This window comes from Variovorax paradoxus (assembly GCA_016806145.1).
Lineage (GTDB): Bacteria > Pseudomonadota > Gammaproteobacteria > Burkholderiales > Burkholderiaceae_C > Variovorax.
Window position 1 is genome coordinate 1,506,514 of the sequence record CP063167.1, and the last position, 24,620, is coordinate 1,531,133.

Here is a 24,620-nt window from a genome sequence, read left to right on the forward strand (position 1 = left end):
AGCGAGACGCCGCGTACCCCCCAAAAATAATCAAAACTTTTTTCAGGGCCGCCGCGCCGTGCCGGCGGCATGGCCGACGATTCGCGTGCCGCCGTCGGCCAGGCGCTGCGTGCGCACCGGCAGCATCACCGGCAGCGCGCCCACGAAGGCCTGCGGATCGCGCAGCCGGTAGCTGCCGGTCACGCGCAGCTCGCGCAGCGCGGGGTCGTCGGCCAGCTGCAGCGGCTGGCGCAGGTAGTCGTTCCAGCGCGCCACGGCCTCGGGCAGGCGCGTGTTGCGGAACACCAGCCAGCCCTGTTGCCAGTCGGCCACCTCGCCGACGTCGACGCTGCTGCGCGGGCCCAGCCCGCGCGCATCGGCCTCGATGGCCTCGCCGGCCTGCAGCACGGTGCTGGGGGCGGCCGCCTCGTCCTGCCCTGCGGCCCAGACCGCGACCCGGCCCTCGGCCACAGCGAGGCGCATGCGGCCCTCGCGCACCGACACCGTGAACACCGTGCCGAGCACGCGCACGCGGCCCCAGTCGGTCGTCACGGTGAAGGGGCGCTCGGCATCGCGCGCGACCGCAAAGCGCGCCTCGCCGCGCGCCAGGTGCACCGTGCGGCGGTCGCGGTAGAGCAGAACATGCAGCGCCGTGTTGGCTGCCAGGTCGAGCGTGCTGCCGTCGGGCAGCGCATGGGCCAGGGTCTGCGCCTGGCCGGTGCTCGGCATCGCCTCGTAGACCGGCTGCTGCCAGTACCAGCGTCCGCCGGCACCGGTCAGCGCGGCCAGGCCGGTCACGCCCAGCAGGCCGATCGTGCGGCGCCGCGCGCGCCGTTCCTGCGCGGCGCTCGGCGGCATCGGCAACTGGCCGCGCAGCGCGCCGTCGTCGACCGCGTTCCAGATCCGGTGCGCGGTCGCCGCGGCATCGGCGTTGGCGGGCGACAGCGCGCGCCAGCGGCCCAGCTCGGCCTGCGCGGCGTCGGCGGCCTCGGGGCTGCCGCGGTGGATGCGGCCGATCAGCGTCAGCGCATGCTCGACCAGCGCGCGCGGCGCGCGCCGTTCGTCGGCGCCGAGCAGGGGTTGTGCGCGCGCGGCCATGGTCAGTCGGTTCCCCCGCCGTAGCCCGCGCAGTCGAGCAGGGCGCGCGTCATGTGGTGCTCGACCGCCTTCTCGCTGATCTCCATGTGGGCCGCGGTCTGCGCATAGCTGAGGCCGTGGATGCGCACGAGCAGGAAGGCATGGCGGCGCTTGCGCGGCATGGCCTCGAGCAGCGCGACCAGCCGCTGCAGTTGCTGCCGGGCCGCCACGTGGCGTTCCACCGAGGGCGCGCTGTCGGGCGCGACCAGCGCCAGCGTGTCGAGCATGCGCAGCTCGGCGGCGCGCCGCGTGGCCTGGGTGGCGAGCAGGTTGCGGCCGGTCTGGTAGAGCAGCGCGCGCGGTTCGAGCACCAGGCCGCCCGCGTCCTGGTGGCCGAGCACGCGCGCATAGGCTTCCTGCACGAGGTCGGCGGCGGTGTCGCCATCGCCGGCCTTGCGGGTGAAATAGCGCAGCAATTCTCTGTGGTAGCGCTCGAGCACGGTACACCTCAGCCGGTGTGGAAACAGGGAACTCCCGTCTTGGCTGAGATGTGGCGGCGGCTGATCCGTGGCGCGGGAGAGGGAGCGGAAATTATAGGGAGCGGCCGTGTCAGCCCGCCTTGCGCTGCATCTTGCGCGCCGTCTCCACCACCACCGCGCGCAGCGACTGCACCATCGGCTGCCCCTCCAGTTCCTTCAGCGTGAAGAAGCTCACCGGCGGCAGGTTCCAGCTCAGGCGATAGGGAAGCGCGGCCCAGTGGCCGGCCTGTTCCATCTCGGCCACCACGTCGCGCGCGAGGATGGCGATGGCGTTGGGCTCGGTGCGCAGCACGGTTTCCATGCTGCGGATGGCGGTGGTCTCGAGCATCGGCACCGGCGGCTGCACGCCGGCGCCGACGAAGATCGCGTTGTAGGTGCGGCGCATCGGCGTGTTCGGCGGCGGCAGGATCCAGTCGAGCTGCGCGAGCCGGGCCCAGTCGAGCGGCCCGCGCGAGAGCCGCTTCGCGCTCTTGGCCGACACCACCAGGCAGGGCTCCTGTTGGTGGATCGCCTCCTGCACCAGGCCGGTGGCGTCGCCGTCGTACGAGCGGCCGATCGCGCAGTCGAGCTCGCGCGCGAGCAGGCCGGCCACCAGTTCGTCGGTGGTGCCCTCGCGCGTCATCACCGCCATGCGCGGCGTGCGGTCGAGCAGATGCGCGAGCGCGGCCGACAGCAATTGCTGCGGCACCTGCTGCGTGAGCCCCAGGCGCAGGCGGCCGCCGCGGCCCGCCTCGAGCGAGGTCAGCACGCGCGTGGTGGCCTCGAGCTCGGCGAGCCAGCGCCGCGCGTAATGCAGCACCGCCTCGCCGGCCGCGGTGGGCACCAGGCCGCGGCTGCTGCGCTCGAACAGGCGGTTGCCGAAGATGTCCTCGGTCTCGCGCAGCGCCTTGGTGATCGCGGGCTGGCTCAGCCGCATCTCGGCCGCCACGCGGCCCAGCGTGCGGTGCCGGTCGATGGCCTGCAGCAGCGAGAGCTGGCGCAGCTTGAGGCGCGAGAGCAGCGCGTGCTGCAGGTCGGCGGCGGGGTCGCGGGCGGTCGGAGAGGCCATAACCGTCAGGTTATCGCCCGATCAGAATTTAGTCCACTTTGGTGAATCGCGAGGCCTAGACTTTTCTCCATGCCCACAGCCACCGCCACGACGCTCATGGCCACCTTGGCCGATCTCCTCGACGCGCTCGACGCAGCGCGCGACGCCGACGAGGCGCTGCGGCGGATCGATCGCTGCCGGCGCGAGCTCGTGCCCGGCAGCATCTTCAGCATCCAGCAGAACGTGACGACCAAAGACGATCCGGCCGGCGAGATCCGGCTGCGCCGCTTCTATTCGTCGGAGGCGCACCGCTACCCGGTCAATGGCGCCAAGCGCAAGACGCACACGAGCTGGACCGACCGCCTGTTCCGCCAGGGCCGCGTGTTCGTGGGCGAGGGCGCCCAGGTGCTGGCGCGCCACTTCGACGACTTCGAGCAGATGCGGCCCGCGGGCCTGTGCAGCGTGGTCAACGTGCCGCTGCTGCGGGGCGCGCTGTGTTTCGCCACCTTCAACGTGTTCGGCATCCGCGAGCGCTGGCAGCCCGAGGAGGTGCTCGGCATCCGCATGCTGGCGCTGGCCGCCGCGCGCTGGGTGCCGGTCGCGCCCGGCCTCGCCTACCGCTTCGCCGCCGACGCGGTGCCGATCGACTTCCCCGCTCTCTCTCCTGAAGTGAAGGCCTGACCATGCAATCCAAGAACCTCGTCGTGATCGTTGGTGGCGGGCCCGTGGGCCTCTCGATGGCGATCCTGCTGCAGCGCTTCGGCGTCGACTTCGTGCTGCTCGAGCGCAGCCCGACCACCACCGACCATCCGAAGGCGCGCGGCACCTACACGCGCACGATGGAGATCTTTCGCCAGTGGGGCATCGACGGCCTGATGAAGCGCCATGCGCTGCCCGACGGCGCCGACTTCTTCGCCTTCTGCGAATCGATGACCGGCCACGAATGGGGTCGCACCAACCCTGAGCCGAACCTGGGCCATTCGCCGTGCTGGAAGATCATCCAGTCGCAGGACACGGTGGAGCAGGAGCTGCTGGCCCATGCCAAGAAGAGCGAGGTCGGCCGCTTCCTGTTCGGCCACGAGTTCCTGCACTACGCCGAGAGCGCCGACGGCATCGCCGTGACCGGCCGCCGGCTCGACACCGGCGAGACGCTGACCTGGCAGGCGCAATACCTGATCGCGGCCGACGGCGCCGCGAGCTCGGTGCGGCGCCAGGCCGACATCGAGATGCGCGGGCCGGCCACGCTGGCCGTGATGGCCAACGAGTTCTGGCAGGCCGACCTCTCGCAGGTGCGCGATTCGGCCACCTGCGCCGGCTGGCGCGTCTACGCCAAGGAGTCGCCGTACCCGATCACCACCGTGCTCAACACCAACGGAAAGGACCGCTGGCTCAACCTGCTGCCGGTGGGCCGCGAGACCGACGAGCGCACCGGCGCGCGCAGCGACGCCGAGGTGGTGCAGCTCGCTCGCACCGTCTCGGGCGTGCCCAACCTCGAGGTGAAGGTCATCAACCGCTCGGTGTGGCGCATGAGCCGCCAGGTGGCCGCGAACTTCCGGCGCGGCCGCGTGCTGCTGGTCGGCGATTCGGCGCACCGCTTTCCGCCCAATGGCGGCTACGGCATGAACTCCGGTATCCAGGACGCGCACAACCTGGCCTGGAAGCTGGCCTTCGTGCTCAGCGGGCGTGCCAGCGCACGGCTGCTCGACAGCTACGAGAGCGAGCGCCGGCCGATCGCCGAATCGAACGCCGACTTCAGCCTGCACAACGCGATGCGCTTCAACCACTGCGACGAGGCGCTGCGCTCGGGCAACCGCGAGCGCATCGAGTTCTGGATCCGCGACAGCGACAACCACATCCACAGCATCGGCCAGTCGCTGGGCTTCTGCTACGAGGACGGCGCCGTGATCCCCGACGGCACCGGCCGCCACGTGATGCGCGCGCGCTGGTACGAGCCGGCCGACAAGCCCGGCATGCGCTTTCCGCATCTGTGGCTGGACCTCGCGCGGCGCCACACCACGCTCGACTGGTTCGACCGCGAGTTCGTGCTCGTGGCCGGCCCGCGCGCCGATGCCTGGATGGAGGCGGCGCGGCAGGTGTCGGGCCGCAACGGCCGCGTGGTGCAAGCGCGCCAGCTCGAGGACGCGCACGAGAAGGACGGCCTGCTGCTGGGCCAGCACGGCGCGGTGCTGGTGCGGCCCGACGGCCACGTCGCCTTCCGCATGCCGTGGACGCCGACGGACCCGGCCGCCGAGCTGTCGGCCGTGCTGTCGAAGCTGCTGGACTGACGCCATGCCCGTCACCGCGCTGCACCACTTCACGATCCGCTGCACGCCAGCGGAGCTGCCGCCGCTGCTGGACTTCTACACGCGCGTGTTGCGCCTGGAAGCCGGCGCGCGGCCCGAGATTCCCGCGCCCGGCGCCTGGCTCTATGCCGAGGGCCAGCCCATCGTGCACCTGTTCGCCCACCTCGCGACGGCCGATGCGCCGCCGCACCCGCCCACGGGCCACGTCGACCACATCTCGTTCCGCGCCCACGGGCTGCGCGAGATGCGCGTCCACCTGCGCGCGCTCGACGTGCCCTTCGCCGAGGCGCCGATCCCGGGCTGGGACATCCACCAGCTCTTTCTGCACGACCCGCGCGGACTGAAGATCGAGATGACCTTCTGGCTGGACCGCGAGGAAGAACCGTGGGAGGAAGCGGCATGACCGAGTTCGTGCAGGCCGGCGAGGTCCGCATCGCCTTCGACCGCGCGGGCCAGGGCCCGGCGCTGCTGCTGATGCATGGCGCGGAAGCCTCGCGCCAGACGTTCGCCGCGCTGGTGCCGCATCTGGCGAAGCAGTTCACCGTGATCGCCTACGACCAGCGCGACTGCGGCGACACGGAAGCGCCCGAGCGCGCGGCCACGTTGGCGGACCTCGCAAACGACGCGCAGCAGCTCGTGAAGGCGCTGGGCCTCAAGCGCGCGCATGTGTTCGGCTCCTCTTTCGGCGGCCGCGTTGCGCAGGCGCTCGCGCTGCTGCATCCGCGCGCGGTCGACCGGCTCGTGCTCGGCAGCACCTGGCCGCTACCGCGCCCCTATGAAGAGCTGTGCCCCGATGCGCACCGCCTGGCCGAGCTGCGCCGCGGCCTGCCGGGCACGGCAGAGGAACTCGCGACCTGGTTCTTTCCCGAGGCCTTTCTCGCGCAGCGCCCCGAGCTGCGGTGCGTGTTCGCCGCCGCGCGGCCCGAGACCGCGCGCTCGGCGCGGCGCATGGCGACCGTCGCCACCACCTTGCCGCAGGGCGTGGCCGACATCGTCGCGCCGACCCTGGTGCTCGCCGGCGAGCTCGACCGCGTGGTGCCTCCGACCGTGACGCTCGCGATGGCCGGCCGCATCCGCGGCGCCGATGCCGTGCTGCTGCCCGCCATCGGCCACGTGACCGCGATGCAGGCGCCCGAGGTGCTCGCGCGCCACATGGTCCGTTTTCTGAACCCCGAAGGAGTCCACGCATGAATGCCGTCCTGGAACCCGAGATTGCCTCCGCCGCACCCGTCGTACCCGCCGGCAAGGAGGACTACATCCGCGTCGAGGGCCTGTCGAAGACCTTCGGCGGCGGCAGCGAGGGCGTGCTCGCACTGAAGCAGATCGACTTCGGCATCCGCCAGGGCTCCTTCGTCACCATCGTCGGCCCGAGCGGCTGCGGCAAGAGCACGCTGCTGCGCATCCTGGCCGGCCTGCTCGACTACGAGGTCGGCACCGTGCTGCTCGACGGCCAGCCGATCCGCGGCACGCGGCGCGACGTGGGCGTGGTGTTCCAGAGCTCGATCCTGCTGCCCTGGCGCAGCATCCTCGAGAACGTGATGCTGCCGGCCGAGGTGCTGGGCCTCGACAAGGCGAAGGCGCGCGAGCGCGCGATGCAGCTGCTCGCGATGGTGCGGCTCGAGGGCTTCGAGCACAAGCTGCCGCGCCAGCTCAGCGGCGGCATGCAGCAGCGTGCCTCGATCGCGCGGGCGCTACTGCACGACCCCAAGATCCTGCTGATGGACGAGCCCTTCGGCGCGCTCGACGCGATGACGCGCGAGCGCATGAACCTCGAGCTGCAGCGCATCTGGATGGAGAGCGGCAAGACCGTGGTGCTGATCACGCACTCCATTCCCGAGGCCGTGTTCCTCGGCGACCGCGTGTTCGTGATGTCGCCGCGCCCCGGCATGCTCGAGCGCGTGCTGCCCATCGACCTGCCGCGCCCGCGCGGCATGGAGGCGATGTCGCATCCGGCCTTCGCGGCCGCGGCCGCCTCGATCCGCGAGCGCTTCTCGCATGCCGCTTCCTTCGATTGAGAGAAAGGCCGACGCCATGACCACCGCCCTGTTGAGTTCCGAGGCCGCACCGCTAAAGGCGAAGCCACCGCGCCCGCGCCGCACCAACCCGCTGGCCTCGCCGCGCGTGCAGTCGATCCTGCTGCTGATCACGCTGCTCGGTTCGTGGGAAGGCGCCGTGCGGCTGTTCAAGGTGCCCAGGCACCTGGTGCCGCCGGTCAGCGACATCGCGATCGCGCTGTGGCGCGGCCTCGCCACCGGGCCGTTTGCGAAGGACGGCTTCTGGTACCACGGCGGCATCACGCTGGCCGAGATCCTGCTGGGCTTCTTCGTCGGCGGCGGCATCGGTCTCGCGATCGGCATCGTGGTCTCGCAGATGCCGCGGCTCGAGCGCCTGCTCGAGCCCTACGTGGCCGCGCTGCAGAGCGTGCCCAAGGTGGCGGTGGCGCCGATCATCGTGGTCTGGCTGGGCTTCGGCATCAGCTCCAAGGTGATGATCATCTGCCTCTTGACCTTCTTCCCGGTGCTGGTGACCAGCATCGCTGGCTTCAAGGCCGTGGACCCGGACCGCATCGACCTGCTGCGTTCGCTGTCGGCCACGCCGTGGCAGATCTTCCGCAAGGCCAAGTTCCCGAGCGCGCTGCCCTACATCTTCGCGGGCCTCAACATGGCCGCGGCCTTCAGCGTGGTCGGCGCCGTGGTGGGCGAGTTCGTCGGTGCCCAGGCCGGGCTCGGCGTGCTGATCCTGCAGATGGAAGCCCAGGCCGACAGCGGCGGCAGCTTCGCCGTCTGCGTGGTGCTCTCTGTGATCGGCATCGCGCTGACCAGTGCACTGCGCCGCGTGCAGCAGCGCGTGCTGCACTGGATGCCGGCCGATGCCTCGCAGCGCACGGTCAACGTCTGATCCCTTCCTTCCCCTTTTTTCTCTTTCCATCTAGCAACGTCCGGCGCGACGCCGGTGAGGAGCGAACCATGTGGACACGACGCGATTTCAGCCAGGGCCTCGGCGCCCTGGGATTGACGGGCAGCCTGCCGGCCCTGGCGCAGAAGCTGCGCGTGATGAAGGTGGCGAACACCGCCGGCGTCAACGACCCGCAGCAGTGCTTCGTGACCGCGGGCCAGCATCCGCGCCTGAACTTCTACAAGCCCGAGGGCGTGGACGTCGAGTACGTCAACATGTCGAGCATGACGCAGGCGCTGCAGAGCCTGCGCGCCGGCCACGTCGACTACGGGCCGGCCGTGCCCGGCATCCTGCTGCCCGCGATGGCCAAGGACCCGGGGCTCGACCTCGTGAGCGTCTACAAGTGGCTGCCGCGCAATGCCAATGTCGTCGTCGTCAAGCCCGGCAGCCCGATCCGCTCGGTGGCCGATCTCGCGGGCAAGCGCATCGGCGTGCGCAGCCAGGGCGACACCGGCATCGTCGTCACCCGCACCATGCTGGCCGAACTGGGCCTGAAGGACGACCGATGCGAATACATCGCCATCGGCGACGGCGCGCCGGCCGGCGCGGCGATCGACAACGACCGCGTCGACGCGATGGTGGCCTTCGACACCGCGGCCGCGCGCGTCGAACTCGTCGGCACCAAGCTGCGCTATGTGCCGCTCACACCGAAGTTCGCGCAGTTCGGCTCGGGCTGGCTGTGCGTGCCGCGCGAGCTGCTGAAGAAGGAGCGCAAGGCCCTGGTGGGCCTGTTCCGCGGCATGGCCAAGTCCACCCTGTTCGCACACCACAACCTCGAGGCCGGCATCGACCTGCACTGGGCCGTGTATCCCGAGAGCCGGCCCAAGGGCCGCAGCGAGGACGAGGCACGCAAGGAGCTGGCCTTCATCCTCAAGGACCGCCGCAACAGCTGGATGCGCCGGCCCGACGATCCCGATCAGCGCATCGGCGCCTCGTCGCTGGCCGAGTGGAAGTCCAACATCGAGATGGCCGTGGACGGCAGCAGGAACCCGAAGCTGGCCGACGAACTCGGCGATCCGAACCGGCTGTTCACCAACGAGCTGATCGACGAGGTCAACGCCTTCGACAGGCAGGCGGTGGTGGAGATGGCGAAGTCGTTCAGGTTGTAGCCGACCCGGCTCAAGCCACGTAGCCGAGGTCGCGGATGTCGGCGCGCACCGACTCGCGGTCGGAGCCGTACAGCGGCAGGCTGGCCAGCAGCTCGAGGCGCCGCCGCAGCGAATAGAGGATCTGCAGCGCCTTGTGCGCCGCTTCTTCGGGATCGTCGATGACGGCCGTGTCGGGATAGGCCCACAGCGCGGTGTGCGGCTGGCCGGGCCAGGCCGGCTGCAGGCGATCGATGTCGGCATCGAGCGCGATCACGAACTCGGCCTCGAAGCCGCGCGCGGGCACGAACTCGTTCCAGCCGCGCGGCTTGATGTCGGGTAAGGGAATACCCGCGGTGCGCAGCGCGGACACGGCCGCGGGATCCACCGCCGTGCCGACGCGCAGCGGCAGGCCGCAGGAGCGGGCGTGAAAGCGTTTCTCGGCGATGTGGGTGAGACAGGCCTGCGCCATGATGCTGCGCAGCGTGTTTCGTCGGGAGACGAAGAGCACGTTGATTTTTCTGTGCATGACTGCGGAATGTAGCGCGGGCTTGGCGGGCGTGCTGCGGCGAGCTCGGTCGACGGACCGCGCGACAGATCGGTGGGCTTGTGTTGCAACACGAGCGCCGTAGTGGCCGAGGCATCGACCCAGCGATGCAGCTGCGCGGGTGGACGGATCCCGCGCACCGGCCTCGCCATGCCCACTAACCCCGCAGCGCCAGATTGTTCAGTTTGTCCAGGCGCTCCGGCAAGGTGCCCTCGTTCGCCGACTGCAGCAGGATGCGCGTCCACGCCACCCAGGCTTCCCATTGCACGCGCTTGTCCCAGGCATTGCCCCACTGGCTGAAGAGTTGCAGCGCGCTTTCGGCGGCCGCGCGCGCCTCATCGCGCCTGCCGGCCGACAGATACAGCTGGGCCAGCACCATCTGCGGTTCGCCCACCCATGGGTTGTGGCGCACCGCCTGCTCCAGCACGGCGATGGCGGCGTCGGCTTGCACCAGCGGCTGGTCCTGCTGGATCACTGACCAGTACAGCGATGTGGCCGCGGCTTCGTCGGCGGCGGTCAACGCTCGCGTGCAACCGGCGAACATTGGCGGCAGCGGCAACAGGGCGCTCAGCGCGGGATGTCGCAGTGCCTCGCCCAGCCGGGAGATCCGATGAACCATGCGCGCGCTCGGCCGCATGGGGCCGGGCCACAGCGATGCCATCCAGTGCACGGACTGCGGCCGGTGCGCCACCTGCGGAAAGCCCGAGAAGATGTCGTCCTGCCAGCTGAACCATTGCTCCATGAAGTCGGCCATGCTGACGACGAGGAAGGCCGCCACTTCGTACGCGCCGAGGCGCACGGTGCCTTGCGCCTGGCCGATGCGCTCGACCGAGACGCTGCCGTCCGCCTCGACCTCGCCGGCCAGCAAGCGCTGGGTGAACTGCGCGCGGTTGACGGTGCAGAACAGGTAGACCAGCTGCTCGGCCGTGTCACCGACCAGATCGCGCAGCCGACCGCGCTCGTGGCCGGCGTCGAACTTGACCAGGTCCACGAACGCATTGCCGTATACGCTGTGCAGGAGCCCCAGCAGGCGCACGTCGCGCGGCTGCTGCCATTGCGCGAGCGAACGTGCAACGCCCACCAGGTGATGGCGGAAGGTGCCGGCCTTGTGCCAGTCATGCCCGACACCACGCGCCAGCACCACGGGAAGCACGGGCGCCAGATCGGCGTCCTTCGCGAGCCAGTCCTCGTCGAGCAGGGATCGGGCGCGCCCGAACAGCGACGGTTCTAGCGCGTGCAATGGAAGAGGTGTCGTCATGCTGAATTTCTCGGGAGACTTTCCGAGGCGCAAGCGGATTCCGGGGCGCCCGAGTCACTGAGGTTCAATCTTCCGTCTCCGAAGCCGTGATCGCGCTGACCGATCCCGCCCGGGTGCGGAGATCGAATTTTTGAATCTTGCCCGTGGACGTCTTGGGCAGTTCGCCGAAGATCACGGTGCGCGGCACCTTGAAAGCTGCCAGATGCCTGCGGCAGTGCTCCACGATGTCGGAGGGCGTCGTCCGAGCACCGGCCTTGAGCTCGACGAAGGCGCATGGCGTCTCCCCCCACTTCCTGTCGGGCATCGCAACGACTGCTGCCGCCAACACGTCGGCATGCTGATAGAGAACGTCTTCCACCTCGATGGACGAGATGTTTTCTCCCCCGGAAATGATGACGTCCTTGCTCCTGTCCTTGATCCGGATGTATCCATCGGGATACTGAACGGCGAGGTCTCCGGTGTGGAACCAACCGCCGGCAAATGCTTCCTGCGTGGCCGCTGCGTTCTTGAGGTAGCCTTTCATTGCGATGTTGCCGCGAAACATGACTTCACCGATGGTGTGGCCATCCGTCGGAACGGGGCTCATGGTGAGAGGGTCGATGACCGTTGCAGCCTGCTGCAAGTGATAGCGGACGCCTTGTCTACCGTTCAGCCGAGCGCGTTCGGCAATGTCCGTCTCGTCCCAGCTTTCGTGCTTCGCGCATACGGTCGCGGGACCGTACACCTCGGTCAACCCGTAGACATGAGTCAGATCGAAACCGAGGCGCTCCATGCCCTCGATCATCGAAGCCGGGGGCGACGCACCAGCCACCATGGCCTTGACGCCGCGCGGCAGATCGTTCTTGAGTTCCTGGGGGGCGTTCATCAACAGGTTGTGAACCACCGGAGCGCCGCAGTAGTGAGTGACGCCGTGGCGCGCGATGGACTCGACGATGGCTCGGGCATCGACTCGGCGCATGCAAACGTTCACGCCCGCGCGCGCTGCCAGCGTCCAGGGAAAGCACCATCCGTTGCAATGGAACATGGGCAGCGTCCACAGATAGACCGGGTGCTTGGGCATGTCCCATTCGAGAATGTTGGAGATCGCGTTCACGGCGGCGCCACGGTGGTGATACACCACGCCTTTGGGATTGCCCGTGGTTCCGCTCGTGTAGTTGAGCGCGATGGCGTCCCATTCGTCTTCCGGCGGCTGCCAGGCGTAAGAGGGGTCGCCTTCGGACAACAAGTCTTCGTAGCTCAGATCGCCGATGCGTTGTCCGGCGCCAGCGAAAAGCGAATCCTCCGCGTCGATCACGAGCAGCGGTTCCCGGCTCTTGCGAAGTCGGACAGCGTCGTCGATCACCGCGGCGAATTCCGGATCGACGATGACGACCTTCGCTTCGCCGTGATCGAGCATGAAGGCAATGGTCGCCGCGTCGAGTCGTGTGTTCAGCGTGTTGAGCACGGCACCGGCCATCGGCACGAAGAAGTGCGCCTCGACCATCGCGGGCGTGTTCGGCAGCATGACCGCCACCGTGTCGTTGCGCCCGATCCCCCGTGCTCGCAGTGCGCTGGCAAGGCGCCTGCATCGTTCGTAGGTCTGGGCCCATGTTTGCCGCATCGCGCCGTGGACGACGGCTGGATGGTGCGGATATACCTGCGCCGAACGTTCGAGAAATGCGATCGGGGTCAGTGGCGTGTGATTGGCGGGGGTTCGCGGGAGGTCGGTGTCGAAGATGGATTTCATGGGCTGCTCTCACGCGCTTGCAAGTTCGAGTGCCGGCAACACTTCGCCACGACATTCGCCGAAGCCGATGCGTGCGGCGCCTGGTTTTTCGCACCAGCCCTTGATCGTGACGCTGTCGCCATCTTCGAGGAAATGCCGCGTTTCTCCGGTCCCGGGAAGCAACACCGGCCGCGTGCCACCCCTGCTCAGTTCGACCAGCGCGCCAGCTTCGTCTGGCGCGGGACCGGAGATCGTGCCGGTGCCCATGAGGTCGCCGCTGCGCAGGTTGCAGCCGCCAATGGTGTGCTGAACGAGCATTTGCGCGATGGTCCAATACTGGTGGCGAAAGCTCGTGGCCGTGATGCGGTCGCCAGCAAGATGCTGTGCGCGATGCAGCCGCGACTGCACCGACACCTCGAGATGCACGTCGAAGCTTCCGCTGGCGCGCTCTGTGGCATCGTCGAGATAGGGCAAAGGCTGCGGCTCGGTTGCAGGGCGATCAAAGGCGACGCGATACGGCTCCAGCGCCTCCATGGAAACGATCCAGGGCGAAATGCTGGTGCAGAAGTTCTTGCCCAGGAATGGTCCGAGCGGATCCATTTCCCAGAACTGGTGGTCGCGCGCCGACCAGTCGTTCAGCAAGCACATGCCGAAGATGCGATCGCGCGCTTGCGAGAGCGACAAGGGCTCGCCGAGCGTGGTTTCCTGTCCGACGAAGAAACCCATTTCAAGCTCGAAATCGAGTCGTCGACAGGGACCGAACGCAGGAGCGCGGTTGTCGGTCGGTCTCGATTGGCCGTTGGGCCGGCGGAATCCCGTGCCGCTGAGCACCACGCTCGATGCTCGGCCGTGATAGGCAATCGGCAGCCACTGAAAATTGGGAGTCAGCGGATTCTCGGGGCGCATCACGCGACCCACATTGATCGCGTGGTGCAGGGAAGTGTAGAAGTCCGTGTAGTTGCGCACCTCTACCGGCATCTTCATGGTGGCGTCGCTCATCGGCAGCATGCATGCGCGCACTTTTTGCTGCGTCGTTGCATCCATTTCCGACGACAGCAGCTTGAACAGAGCATGCCTCAACGGTTGCCAACGCTCGCGACCCATTGCCATGAAGGCGTTGAGTGTCGAGTCTGCGGCGACGCAGCAGGCTGCCCTTGCCGGCTCCATCAGCAGACCGCTGACGGCCAAGTGAGCGAGGTCCAGAACCTGGTCACCGATGGCAATCCCGCCGCGGGGGGCTTTGTCGCTCCCTTCGCGCACGAAGATGCCGAACGGCAGATTCTGCAGTGTGAAGTCACAGCCGGGCGCCTGTGCCGAGTCGACCCAGCTTCGAGCGGCCGGGTCATGGGTGAAGTTAAGCATGTGGAAGCGATCGGTTGTCGGGCTGCAAGGCATCGTCGAAGATGGCGACGGCTCGCGTCCATCCGGCAGAAGCGCCGCGTATCTTGTGTGGAAAGCAGCTGATGAAGAATCCGTTCGCGGGCAGCACCTCGAGGTTGTGCAGTTTTTCGAGATGGCAATAGCCGATGTCTCGTCCCGCTTTGTGACCTTCCCAGATCAGCGATGCATCGCGCGTGGCCTCGTATCTCTTTGCCGTGTGCACGAAGGGTGCGTCCCAGCTCCAGGCGTCCGTGCCGGTCAGCCGCACGCCGCGCTCCAGCAAGTACATCGTTGCTTCATAGCCCATGCCACAGCCGGACGAGACGTAGTCCGGCTGGCCATACCTGCTGCCGGCGCGCGTGTTGACCACCACGATCTCCAGTGGCTGGAGCGTGTGATCGATGCGCCCGAGTTCTTCTTCGACTTCCCTCGCGGTGACGACGTGGCCATCGGGAAGGTGCCGAAAGTCCAGCTTGACGCCGGGCTGGAAGCACCACGCGAGCGGAACTTCGTCGATGGTGGTCGAGCGCTGTGCGTTGCCCAGCGCCTTGTTCATCGTGCTGTGGAAGTGATACGGCGCATCGAGATGCGTGCCGTTGTGCGTCGACAGCCGCACGGTTTCCGCCGCCCAGCCTTCGCCATCCGGCAGATCGCCTTTGCGAAGCCCGGGGAAGAAGGCGGCAATCTGCTCCGGAGAGTCCTCGTGCGTCACGTAGTCGATGTGCGGCGCGAACGCGGGAGGGTCGCTCAGGACGTCGTTTTCCAGATAGATGGACAGGTCAACAAAGCTGCGCGGCATGTCAATCGATGGTGATTTTTCGGGCCTTGACCAGGTCGCCCCAGGTCCGCTTCTCCTGGCTCAGCAGGGTCGACATGGCATCGATGCTTGCACTCATGGGCTCGCTGCCCGTCTCGGCGATCTGCTTTTGCACATCGGGTGTCTGGGTGATGCGCGTGAGCGCCGCATTGAGTTTCTGGACCACATCGCTAGGCACCCCTGTCGGCGCCCAAATGCCATGCCAGCCGACAACGGCAACGGCCGGGTATGTTTCGGAGATCGTCGGTACATGGGGAAGCTGAGCGTGGCGATGACTGCCGCTGTAGGCAATCGCGCGCACCTTCCCCGCGTTGATCATGGGAATGGCCGAAGCAGCGGGCTCGACGCACAGCGGAATCTGTCCCGACACGACGTCTATCAGTGGAGGGCCTTTGTACGGCACGTGCAGCATCTGCACCTTGGCGCTCTGGTTGAACAGCTCCATGATCAGGTGGAGGAAGCTTCCGACGCCGTTGGTGCCGTAGGCCAGCTTGTCGGGGTGCGCGGTGGCGTAGTCGACAAGCTCCTTCACCGTCTTGAAGGGCATGTCGTTGTTGGCGACCAGGAAGGCGCCCTGCGACAGCAGCGGCGAAACGGGTCGCAGCTCTTTCTCGGGGTCGAACTTCAGCTTGGAGTAGAGCCAGGGATTGACCGTGAAAGAGCTCGACACGGTGTACAGCAGCGTGTAGCCGTCCGCGGGAGCCTTGGCCACGTAATCCGATGCGATGTTTCCCGCCACGCCCGGCCGGTTCTCGATGATCACCGGGACGTTCAATGCCCTGGACAGCCTCTCCGCGTAGATCCGGTTGTAGGTATCGGGCGCGGTGCCGGGCGGCCCCATGTTCACGAACCGGATGGTGCGCGATGGCCACGCCTGCTGCGCAGACGCAGCCTGCCAGGGTCGAAGGGTTGCAACCGCGCATGCGGCGGCTGCGCGGGCGATGATCGCGCGGCGTTTGATGGCCATGGGGATTCCTTTACGGCTTGGCCGGCACGACAGGTAGCAGCAGGAACGATGGATGCGCGCCACCGGTGTGGATCGTGATCTCTCCTCCGAAGCGCTCCGGCGTCCGGTCTTCAGGGTGGTCGTGCAGCAGAACGGAAGAGCCTCGCAATGGCTTGCCGTAGATTTCGGGCCAGGGTCCCGGGAGGTCATGCTGGAAGTCGGTGCTGCCAACCGTCAGGACCAATCGCCAGCCCTTGGGGAACACGAAGGACATCGGCCAGATTTCGACCTGCAGTTCATAGATCACCCCGGGTTCGAGAAACTGGAGTTCGTCGTGGACGAGCACGGGCTGCCACGGTCGCGACTTCACGGGATCGAGCTTGCGGTGGGAGGCACGCAACCAGCCTTGCGCCATCGGCGCGTTGAACTCGGAAGCCGCGACGATCAGATGCTCCTTGCCGGCCGTGTCGTAGGCGCGGACCGTCAAGAACAGATCGGCGTCCTTTGCCGTCGTCGATACATGGAGCGTGGCCGCGATCGGACCCGTCACTTCCGTCTCTTGCTCGAAGGGAGCGGTGCTGAAACTTGCCTTGCCGTCCAAGCCGTCGAATCGCGCTTGCGCATCCACGCCGGAGGGCTCGCTCGTCAGGCGGAATTTGCTGGCGTCCAGATAGCTTCGTGTCCACAGCGTACGGGCCAATGGCCACTCCTGCTCCGCCCTTTCGACGAAGCCATCGACGTGCCGCACCAGCATGCTGATCGGCGCCTTCTTGTCCCAGCCGTTGTCCTCGCCCTTCAGGAAATGATCGAAGAACTGCTTCTGAAGGGCGACGCCGTAGTCCGTGTAGAACTCGGTCCAATGCTCACGGCCGTGGAACTCCATCCACTTCTGCCTGGATCCCGCACCCAGCCAGCCCTGGATGTTGCCGCGCAGGTGGACACCGTGGCCGCCCCAGTTGCCGCAAGAGAGCACCGGCACCTCGATCGCCGCCAGGTCCGGCGTGCGTTCCTTGTAGTAGCTGTCGTCCAGGAGTTCCGCCGACAGCAATTTGCCCGGGATGTCCCTGCGGTTGGCGCGCAATGCTTCGTCGCTCAGTTCGTCGGGCCCGGCGATCGAGACCCCGGTGTTCGGATTGACGCGTGCGCGCGAGCCCAGGCCGTTCTGGACGTTGGCGATCTGATTCGGATACCAGTTCATCAGGAAGGTGTTCAGTATTCCCCCGTGCCGGCACGCGTCGCGGTAGATGTCCGTGTAGCCCTCGAACGGGCAGATGGCGGCCAGATGCCGGGGGCGCCTGGCGGCCACTTGCCACTGGGTGCTGGCGTAGTACGAGACACCCGCCAAGCCGACCTTCCCGTTGCTCCAGGGTTGCGTGCCGGCCCATTCGATGCAATCGCTGAAGTCATCGATCTCGCGGGGCGACCAGCAGTCGATGAACCCGGGCGAACGACCGGCTCCACGCGAATCGACGCGGATGCAGACATAGCCGAAGGGCACCCACCGTTCGGGGTCGACAGTCTCCCAGTTGGCATAGCGGCCTGTGCTTCCACGCAAGACCTCGGGATAGTCGGATGTCAGGCCCTTCCACTGCATCGGAAAGCCTTCGCCGAAGTGCAGGCCCTTGGCATAGGGACCGCATGACATCAACACCGGGAAGGGGCCTTCGCCGTCCGGACGAAAGATGTCGGCACGGACGACCGACCCATCGCTGGTGGCGATCTCGATATCCCAATCGATCTGCATTCGGGCACTCCAATCAGTTGTATGAAACAAGCGTTTAATTTAACAAGACCTCGCGCCGCGGGTACTGGTACAAACCCAAATCCGATGTTTCAAACAGCGGTTTAAAATACCGCGAATGAAGTCTCGATCGACACCAGCAGCAGGACAAGGTGCGAGCGATGTGCGCGAGCGCATCCTTGTCACCGCGGAACTTCTTTTCGCACGGCAGGGGGTCGACAAGACCTCGACGCGCGACATCACGACGGAGGCGGGCGTGAATGTCGCTTCGGTCAACTACTACTTCCGGTCCAAGGAGGCCCTGGCCGAAGAAATCTTCATGCGCCTTGCTCAACGAGTCACGGTGCTCAGGCTTGCCGACCTCTCGAGGGTCATGGACGCTTCGCGTGAGAACAGGACCGCGCTGCGGCTGGAAGATCTTGTCGACTGCTTCATCAGGCCCTATTTCGAGCCTGGGGTCCACGGCGCCTTGCTGGCACGATTCATCCTCCAGCACAGGTTGGATCCGAGCGAGATGACTCACCGGGTTTTCGAGCAGTATCTGAACCCCTTCGCCATGGAGTTCATCGAAGCGCTCTGCCTGACGGACAAACGGATCAGCAGGGTTGACTGGCTGTGGCGCTACACCTTGCTGACTGGCACCGTGATGCTTGCCATGACGGATGTCGGCCCGAAGAACCGCATGTCCGCCTTGTCGGATGGGCAAGCGGATGCCTCGCGCACCGAAGATCTAAAGCATCAGTTGGCGGACTATCTTTGCCGTGCGCTGAGAAGCGGCTAGGCAGCAGCAGGCGATTCGGCACGTGCCGAGCGCGCCGACACGATCGCATGCTCATCGGCCCGCAAGACCGAGCCCGGCGTCGCCGACTCGGCACGGCGCGCGCGCCGGCATCGACCGCTTCCTCGTGCCCGCCACCTGCGTCGGCGTGCGGCCGGGCGAGCTCCATGCGCCGCATGGGCTGGAACTGCTGTACGAGGGCGTGCTCACGATGAATCCGCTGACGCCGCACCGCGAACTGTTCGAGCGCAAGGCGGCCTCGTACCGCGCGCGCTGGCCGTGGTTGCGCATCGAAGCCTGAGCGATGCGCTAACATCCGGCCCGCGGTTGCAAGCCGCGCCCGGGCCCGCGGGAAGGGTTGAACCCACTTGCCTTCGCACGCTGAGCAACCAGCCGTCCTTTGTGCAGCCGAATTTGCGGGTCTTCGGCGTCGATGCACGGAGGTTCCTGTGAAGCGCATCCCCCCTCGGCCCGACCTGGGCCATCTCAAGAAGCAAGCCAAGACGCTGCTGTCGTCCTACCGCCAGGGCGACGCGGCGGCCATCGCCCGGTTTCGCGCGCACCTGCCGGCCGCGGCCGCCAAGAGCGACGCGGCCATCGCCGCCATGGCCTTTCGATTGCACGACGCGCAGTCGTGCATCGCGCGCGAATACGGCTTCGTCTCCTGGACCGACCTGCAGGGCTTCGTGCTCGCGCGCCAGGCGGCCGTGGCCGATCCCGCGAAGGCGTTGCGGCATTGGCTCGGCCTGGTCTATGCAGGCGACGTGGCCGGCGGCACGAATCGCGCGCGGCCCGCGGTGGCCGAGCGATTGCTCGCCGAAACGCCGCAACTGCTGGGCGACGATCCCTGGCTGGCCTGCGCCATCGGCGACGAGCCCACGCTGCGCGCCGCGATCGCGCGCGATCCCGCGTGGGTGCATCGCGCGGGCGGACCGCTGAAGCTGCCGCCGCTGGTGGCCGTCACGCACTCGGCCTTCCTGCAGTTGCCGGCCTACCGCGAGCGCATGCGCGCATGCGTGCGCCTGTTGCTCGAGGCCGGCGCGCAGGCCAACCAGTCCATCGGCAACCGCTGGCCGCCTGCGTCGCTGGCCACACCGAACGAGGACGAGCGGCTGACCGCGCTGTACGGCGCGGCCGGCCAGCAGCGTGACCCCGAGACCACGCGGCTGCTGCTCGATGCCGGCGCCGATCCCGACGACAACGAGTCGCTGTACCACTCGCTCGAGAACCGCGCCTGCACCGCGCTGCTGCTGGCCGCGGGTGCGCGCGTGACGGGCACCAACGCGCTCTACCGCGTGCTCGACCTCGACGATGTCGAAGCGCTGAAGCTGCTGCTCGCCCATGGCGGCGATGCCAACGAGGGCGCCGGCAGCGCACCGACCAACGAGTGGGGCACGCCGCTGTTGTGGGCGATTCGCCGCCGCCGTTCGCCGGCCCACATCGAAGCCCTGCTGGCCGCGGGGGCCGATGCGTCGGTGCGCACGCGCGAAGGCATCGATGCGCGCACGCTGGCGCTGCGCTTCGGGCTGGTCGAGGTCGCGCGCCTGCTGGCAGGTGCCGGCGTCGACGCGCAAGGCTCGCCGCAGGAGGCCTTCATCGCGGCCTGCGCGCGCGCCGACGAGCCGGCGGCCCGCGCGCTGCAGGCCGCGCATCCCGGCCTGATCGACACGCTCTCCGCATCGCAGCTGCGCCTGCTGTCCGAACTCGCGGCGCAGGAAGGCTGCGGCGACGCGGTGCGCACCATGGTGCACTGCGGCTGGCCGATCGCCGCGCGTGGCGGCGACTGGGATGCCTCGGCCCTCAACCAGGCCGTGTTCCGCGGCGACGCCGCGATCGCGCGCTTCCTGCTCGAGCACGGCGCGAGTTGGACCGAGAAGCATGGCTATGGCGACAACGCGATCGGCTCGTTGTCGTGGGCTTCGTACAACGAGCCTGTCGAAGGCGGCGACTGGCTCGGCTGCGCCGAGGCACTGGTCGCGCACGGCATGCCGACCGCGCAGCCCGATCCGGCGAGTGCCGATACCGTGCTGATCGATGGGCAGCGCAAGGCGTTCTCGGAGGAGGTGACGGAGTTTCTGCTGGCTGCGTCGTTGCCCGGAACGCCGCCAGAAGGCTGAGCCGCGCGCGCGACCTTCGTGGCCACGGCGGCGCGCTGAACGCCGCCCGTGGCCTCAACTTTCCAATACCTCCCGCACCTTCACCGCCAGCGCCTCCAGCGTATAGGGCTTCCCGATCAGTTCCACCCCCGCATCGAGCACCCCGTTGTGCACCACCGCATTGCGCGTGTAGCCCGTGGTGAACAGGATCTTCACCGCGGGCCAGCGGCGCCGCACTTCCTCGGCGAGCTTGGCGCCGTTGACCTCGGGCATGACGACGTCGGTGAACAGCAGCGCGATCTCGGGATGGGCCTCGAGCTGGCGCAGGGCGGCGGCGGCGCCGTCGGCCTCGAGCACGCGGTAGCCAAGCTCGGTCAGCGCGTCGACGCTGAACTGACGCACGGCCGGCTCGTCCTCCACCACCAGCACCACCTCCTGCATCTCGCCGAGCGGCACCTCGTCGGCGCGCTCGGCATCGGGATCTTCCGCACCGGTGCCGGCGAAGCGCGGCAGGTAGACCTTGACGGTGGTGCCGTGGCCGACCTCCGAATAGATCTTCACGTGGCCGCCGGTCTGCTTGACGAAGCCGTAGACCTGGCTCAGGCCCAGGCCGGTGCCCTTGCCGACGCCCTTGGTGGTGAAGAAGGGGTCGAAGGCCTTGGCGATGACCTCCTCGCTCATGCCCATGCCGGTGTCGGTCACGGCGATCATCACGTACTGCCCCGAGGGCACGCCCAGGTGGGTGCTGGCGTAGTGGCCGTCGAGGTGGGCGTTCTGGGTCTCGATGGTGAGGCGGCCGCCCTCGGGCATGGCGTCGCGCGCGTTCACCGCGAGGTTGAGGATGACGTTCTCGAGCTGGTTCGGGTCGGCGTGCGCGCGCCACAGGCCGCCGGCCAGCACGGTCTCGAGTTGCACCTCGGCGCCGAGCGCGCGGCGCAGCAGGTCCGACATGCCGGCCACCAGCTTGTTGGCGTCGATGGCCTCGGGCCGCAGCGGCTGCTGGCGCGAGAAGGCGAGCAGCCGCTGGGTCAGCACGGCGGCGCGGCGCGCGCCGTCCATGGCCGATTCGGTGTAGCGCTGGGCGCGCGGGTCGCTGTCGCCCATGCGGCGCTTGAGCAGCTCGAGCGAGCCCATGACCACCGCCAGCATGTTGTTGAAGTCGTGCGCGATGCCGCCGGTGAGCTGGCCCACGGCCTCCATCTTCTGCGATTGGTGCAGCCGCTCGTGCGCGAGTTCGAGCTCGGCGGTGCGCGCCTTCACGCGCTCCTCGAGCTGGGTGTTGGCATGCTGCACGGCATCGAACAGCCGCGCGTTGTCGATCGCGATCGCGGCCTGCGCGGCCAGGCCGACCATCACGCGTTCCGAGCGCTCGCTGAACATGCCGGTCTGCACATGGCCGAAGAACAGCCCGCCGATGACCTCGCCCGAGCGCGAGACCACGGGCACGGCGAGGTAGCTGCGCACCGGCAGATGCCCCTTGGGCATGCCCTTGTTGGGCGGGTTCTGCGCATAGCGCGGGTCCTGCAGGATGTCGTCCGAGCGGATCACGCCCTCGCCGCGGAAGGTGGGCGCGAACACGGGCGTGGCGCGCGGCATGCCGAAGTTCTCGAAGGCGGCGCGGTCGGCGCCCGAGAGCGAATAGAGCATGTAGCGCTCGCCGGCATCGTCGAGCACGTTGTAGAAGAAGGCGCCGAAGCTCGCGCCCGTGAGTTCCACGCCGGCATCGACCACGTGCTGCACCAGCTTCTGCAGGTCGAGCTCGGCGGCGATCTGCGCGCCGGTGCCGTTGATGATCTCCAGCGTCTGCGTCTCCATCGCGAGCCGGTCGCGGCTGTCGCGCAGCCGCGCCTCGACGCGCGCGCGCTCGGCCGCGTCCCAGGTGCGCTCGGCGGTCAGCTCGGCCAGTTCGATCTCGTGCGACGTCCACGGCCTGGGCGCGGCTTCGTGCAGATAGAACACGGCCCGCAGCGCGCCCGCGCGCAGCAGCGGCACTACGACCAGCGCGCGCGTGCCGATGCTCTCCCAGGTGTCGGCATATGCGCCGCCCGCGCGCGCATCGGCGCGGAAGTCCGCGATGACGAGCGTGCGGCCGGCCTTGAGCTCGGCCACCACCTCGGGGCCGAAGCCGTCGAGCACGCGCGACTCGCCCGCGAGGCTGGGCAGGTCGCCGGCACTCCAGTCGCGCGCCACGGTCACGTGCTTCTGCGTGGCGTCGACCACGCCATAGCCCGCGCGCCCCACTGCGAGATGGCGGCCCAGCAGTTCGGCGGCGGCGCGGGTCACGGCCACCGGGTCGGCCAGGTCGCGCACCGTGTCGCTGAGCTTGAGCAGGAAGCGCTCGCGCTCCTCCACGGCCTTTCGCTCCGAGATGTCGCGGTAGAAGATCGCGAGCCCGTCGGCCGAGGGATAGGCGCGCATCTCGATCCAGGCGCTGCGCCCGCTGGGCCAGGTGTAGAAGTGCTCGATCTCGACGCGCCGGCGCTCGCTCATCGCCTGGCGGTAGAGCCGGCCGAAGGCGCTGTCGATCGTGCCCGGCCAGGCCTCCCACAGGGTGCGGCCGAGGATCTCCTCGCGCGAGCGCGTCTCCAGCCGCATGCCCTCGGCGTTGATGGCCAGCACGCGGTACTCGGCATCGACCAGCACGAAGCCCTCGGCCATGCCCTCGAGCACGCCGTTGGCGCGCGCCTCGCTCTCGCGCAGCGCGGCCTCGGCATGCACGCGCTCGGTGGTCTCGATGACGATCGCCAGCACGCCGGCCGGGCGGCCGCTCTCGTCGAGCACCGGGGAGTAGTCGAGGTTCATCCACACCGGCTCGGGTTTGCCGTGGCGGTGCAGCACCAGCTCCTGGTCCTTGAAGGCCAGGGTGCCGCCGGCCAGGCCGACCTTCATCACGTGGTCGTTGAAGTCGGCCACCTCGGGCCAGCCCTGGCGCACCTCGGAGCCCAGCAACTGCGGATGGCGTCCGCCCGCGAACACCGAGTAGGCGTCGTTGTAGATCATGAAGCCAAGCTCGCCCCACAGCATCACGATCGGCACCGGCGAGCGCAGCAGCAGGCTGGTCGCGGTCCGCAGGCTCTGCGGCCAGGTGGCGATCGGGCCGAGCGAGGTGCGCTCCCAAGGGAAGTCGCGCACCAGGCGGCCCAGTTCGCCGCCGCCTTCCAGGAAGGCCAGGTGCGTGCGTTCTCCTTCGTCGTCCGTTCGCTGCGTGTTGCCGGAACCGTCCATCATTGCCTGTGCCTTTCGTGGGCGAGCCGCAGCCTCGCCGTCGCCATCGCCTCGCCGGGCGGAAATGCCGGCAAATATAGAGGGGCGCGGTGCCAGCGGGAAGTCAGAGGGGTTCAGCGCGTGCCGAGGGGCAGCCGCTGACAGGGCGGAAGGACCGGGGCTGTCCGCCCGGGCCTCGTTCAACGCCGCGACTTGCGCAGCCGATGGATCAGGAAGGCCTCGAGCAGTTCGGTCGCCTTGCGCCCCGGCAGCGGCGCGGTGGCGAGCCAGGCCTCGGACTCGGGCAAGGCGGGCAGGCCTTCCTTGGCCCCGAGGATGCGCAGCCGCTTGGAGATCGTGGCCTCGCGGAACACGCCCACCGCGATGCCGGCACGCACCGCCGCTTCGAGCCCGGTGACGGTGGTGCTGGTGTAGGCGATGCGCCAGGCGATGCCGGCACGGTCGAGCGCATGGGTGGCCCAGTCGCGCAGCATCGCGCCCTCGGGATTGAGCGCCAGCGGCAGCGGCCGCTGCAGATGCGTCGACGAGCCCGGCGCGGCGGCCCAGACGATGCGCGACTTCGACAGCGGCAGCCCCTCGCCCGAACCGACCGGGCCGATGCCGATGACCAGGTCGTAGCGCGCGCCCAGCTCCGCATGCATCAGCGACGACACGCCGTGCTGCAGCTCCACGTGAATGCGCGGGTGCAGCCGGCAGAACTCGGCGATCAGCGCCGGCAGCACGCGCGTGGCGTAGTGCTCGATCGAGCCCAGGCGCACGCTGCCCGAGACCTCCTGCGCATCGACGTCGCGAAACAGCTGGTCGTTGAGCCGCAGCATCTGGCGCGCCAGCGGCAGCAGCTGCAGCCCCTCGGCCGTGGGCACCAGCTTGCGGCTGCCGCGCTCCACCAGCTGCACGCCGAGCTGCTCCTCGAGCCGGCGCATCTGCATGCTGACCGCCGACTGCGTGCGCGACAGCGCCTTGGCCGCGGTGGTGAAGCTGCCGATGCGCACCAGCGTGTCGAACACGCGCAGCAGGTCGATGTCGGCCGTGTGGCTGCGCGGGGCGGGGGTGTTCGGGGTGGGCATGGGGCCTCGATTCAATCACGGAACGTGATGGAAGCGATCATCAAACATCAAGTTCCGAGCTGGATCGCGGGTCAAGAATGAAGCCTCACGGGACC

General features: G+C 68.3%; 22 protein-coding genes. 10 read left to right on the plus strand and 12 right to left on the minus strand.

Annotated features, from left to right (window positions below; translation table 11 throughout):
- Positions 1–42: 42 nt before the first annotated feature.
- From INQ48_38105 to INQ48_38115, 3 genes are all read right to left on the minus strand, one after another.
- Positions 43–1,077, minus strand: a complete 1,035-nt coding sequence (locus INQ48_38105; GenBank protein QRF61214.1) for a FecR domain-containing protein — start codon at positions 1,075–1,077, stop codon at positions 43–45.
- A gap of 2 nt (positions 1,078–1,079) precedes the next feature.
- Positions 1,080–1,556, minus strand: a complete 477-nt coding sequence (locus INQ48_38110; protein QRF61215.1) for an RNA polymerase sigma factor — start codon at positions 1,554–1,556, stop codon at positions 1,080–1,082.
- A 109-nt stretch (positions 1,557–1,665) separates the two neighbouring features.
- Positions 1,666–2,643, minus strand: a complete 978-nt coding sequence (locus INQ48_38115; GenBank protein QRF61216.1) for a LysR family transcriptional regulator — start codon at positions 2,641–2,643, stop codon at positions 1,666–1,668.
- A gap of 69 nt (positions 2,644–2,712) precedes the next feature.
- On the opposite strand from INQ48_38115, the gene INQ48_38120 reads away from it, so the two are divergent.
- The 7 genes from INQ48_38120 (at position 2,713) to INQ48_38150 (ending at position 8,989) form a co-directional block, all read left to right on the plus strand.
- The gene (locus INQ48_38120; GenBank protein QRF61217.1) at positions 2,713–3,303 is read left to right on the plus strand and encodes a GAF domain-containing protein; all 591 of its coding nucleotides are present in this window, start codon (positions 2,713–2,715) and stop codon (positions 3,301–3,303) included.
- Positions 3,304–3,305: 2 nt separating this feature from the next.
- Positions 3,306–4,907, plus strand: a complete 1,602-nt coding sequence (locus INQ48_38125) for an FAD-dependent monooxygenase (GenBank protein QRF61218.1) — start codon at positions 3,306–3,308, stop codon at positions 4,905–4,907.
- Positions 4,908–4,911: 4 nt separating this feature from the next.
- A complete protein-coding gene (locus INQ48_38130; GenBank protein QRF61219.1) occupies positions 4,912–5,328 on the plus strand; it encodes a hypothetical protein in 417 nt (138 codons plus the stop codon).
- A complete protein-coding gene (locus tag INQ48_38135) occupies positions 5,325–6,116 on the plus strand; it encodes an alpha/beta hydrolase (GenBank protein QRF61220.1) in 792 nt (263 codons plus the stop codon). Before INQ48_38130 ends, INQ48_38135 begins: the two co-directional genes overlap by 4 nt.
- Positions 6,113–6,940, plus strand: coding sequence for an ABC transporter ATP-binding protein (locus INQ48_38140; protein ID QRF61221.1), 828 nt, complete (start codon positions 6,113–6,115; stop codon positions 6,938–6,940). Before INQ48_38135 ends, INQ48_38140 begins: the two co-directional genes overlap by 4 nt.
- A 16-nt stretch (positions 6,941–6,956) precedes the next feature.
- A complete protein-coding gene (locus tag INQ48_38145; GenBank protein ID QRF61222.1) occupies positions 6,957–7,823 on the plus strand; it encodes an ABC transporter permease in 867 nt (288 codons plus the stop codon).
- Positions 7,824–7,891: 68 nt separating this feature from the next.
- Positions 7,892–8,989 (plus strand): ABC transporter substrate-binding protein, encoded by a 1,098-nt coding sequence (locus tag INQ48_38150; GenBank protein ID QRF61223.1) that lies wholly within the window; start codon positions 7,892–7,894, stop codon positions 8,987–8,989.
- 10 nt (positions 8,990–8,999) lie between these two features.
- Here INQ48_38150 and INQ48_38155 read toward each other — a convergent pair whose 3' ends face one another.
- The 7 genes from INQ48_38155 to INQ48_38185 form a co-directional block, all read right to left on the minus strand.
- Complete coding sequence (locus INQ48_38155; GenBank protein ID QRF61224.1) at positions 9,000–9,494, minus strand: protein tyrosine phosphatase; 495 nt, start codon at positions 9,492–9,494, stop codon at positions 9,000–9,002.
- A gap of 175 nt (positions 9,495–9,669) precedes the next feature.
- Positions 9,670–10,770, minus strand: a complete 1,101-nt coding sequence (locus tag INQ48_38160; protein ID QRF61225.1) for a tetratricopeptide repeat protein — start codon at positions 10,768–10,770, stop codon at positions 9,670–9,672.
- Between the two features lie 64 nt (positions 10,771–10,834).
- The gene (locus tag INQ48_38165) at positions 10,835–12,496 is read right to left on the minus strand and encodes an acyl-CoA synthetase (protein ID QRF61226.1); all 1,662 of its coding nucleotides are present in this window, start codon (positions 12,494–12,496) and stop codon (positions 10,835–10,837) included.
- 9 nt (positions 12,497–12,505) lie between these two features.
- On the minus strand, positions 12,506–13,837 hold the full coding sequence (fahA, locus tag INQ48_38170) for a fumarylacetoacetase (GenBank protein QRF61227.1): 1,332 nt from the start codon (positions 13,835–13,837) through the stop codon (positions 12,506–12,508).
- Positions 13,830–14,654 carry a cyclase family protein gene (locus INQ48_38175; protein ID QRF61228.1) on the minus strand — a complete coding sequence of 275 codons (825 nt, stop codon included), beginning with the start codon at positions 14,652–14,654 and terminating at the stop codon, positions 13,830–13,832. The genes fahA and INQ48_38175 overlap by 8 nt, the downstream gene beginning before the upstream one ends.
- A 1-nt stretch (position 14,655) precedes the next feature.
- Positions 14,656–15,513, minus strand: coding sequence for a tripartite tricarboxylate transporter substrate binding protein (locus tag INQ48_38180; GenBank protein QRF63146.1), 858 nt, complete (start codon positions 15,511–15,513; stop codon positions 14,656–14,658).
- A gap of 136 nt (positions 15,514–15,649) precedes the next feature.
- The gene (locus INQ48_38185; GenBank protein ID QRF61229.1) at positions 15,650–17,362 is read right to left on the minus strand and encodes a CocE/NonD family hydrolase; all 1,713 of its coding nucleotides are present in this window, start codon (positions 17,360–17,362) and stop codon (positions 15,650–15,652) included.
- A 115-nt stretch (positions 17,363–17,477) separates the two neighbouring features.
- Here INQ48_38185 and INQ48_38190 point away from each other — a divergent pair, with 115 nt between their 5' ends.
- From INQ48_38190 to INQ48_38200, 3 genes are all read left to right on the plus strand, one after another.
- Complete coding sequence (locus tag INQ48_38190; GenBank protein QRF61230.1) at positions 17,478–18,140, plus strand: TetR/AcrR family transcriptional regulator; 663 nt, start codon at positions 17,478–17,480, stop codon at positions 18,138–18,140.
- Between the two features lie 109 nt (positions 18,141–18,249).
- The gene (locus INQ48_38195; GenBank protein ID QRF63147.1) at positions 18,250–18,438 is read left to right on the plus strand and encodes a nucleotidyltransferase family protein; all 189 of its coding nucleotides are present in this window, start codon (positions 18,250–18,252) and stop codon (positions 18,436–18,438) included.
- Between the two features lie 148 nt (positions 18,439–18,586).
- Positions 18,587–20,254, plus strand: coding sequence for a hypothetical protein (locus INQ48_38200; protein QRF61231.1), 1,668 nt, complete (start codon positions 18,587–18,589; stop codon positions 20,252–20,254).
- Positions 20,255–20,308: 54 nt separating this feature from the next.
- Here INQ48_38200 and INQ48_38205 read toward each other — a convergent pair whose 3' ends face one another.
- Both INQ48_38205 and INQ48_38210 read right to left on the minus strand, forming a co-directional pair.
- Positions 20,309–22,651 (minus strand): GAF domain-containing protein, encoded by a 2,343-nt coding sequence (locus INQ48_38205; GenBank protein ID QRF63148.1) that lies wholly within the window; start codon positions 22,649–22,651, stop codon positions 20,309–20,311.
- 986 nt (positions 22,652–23,637) lie between these two features.
- Complete coding sequence (locus INQ48_38210; protein ID QRF61232.1) at positions 23,638–24,525, minus strand: LysR family transcriptional regulator; 888 nt, start codon at positions 24,523–24,525, stop codon at positions 23,638–23,640.
- Positions 24,526–24,620 lie beyond the last annotated feature (95 nt).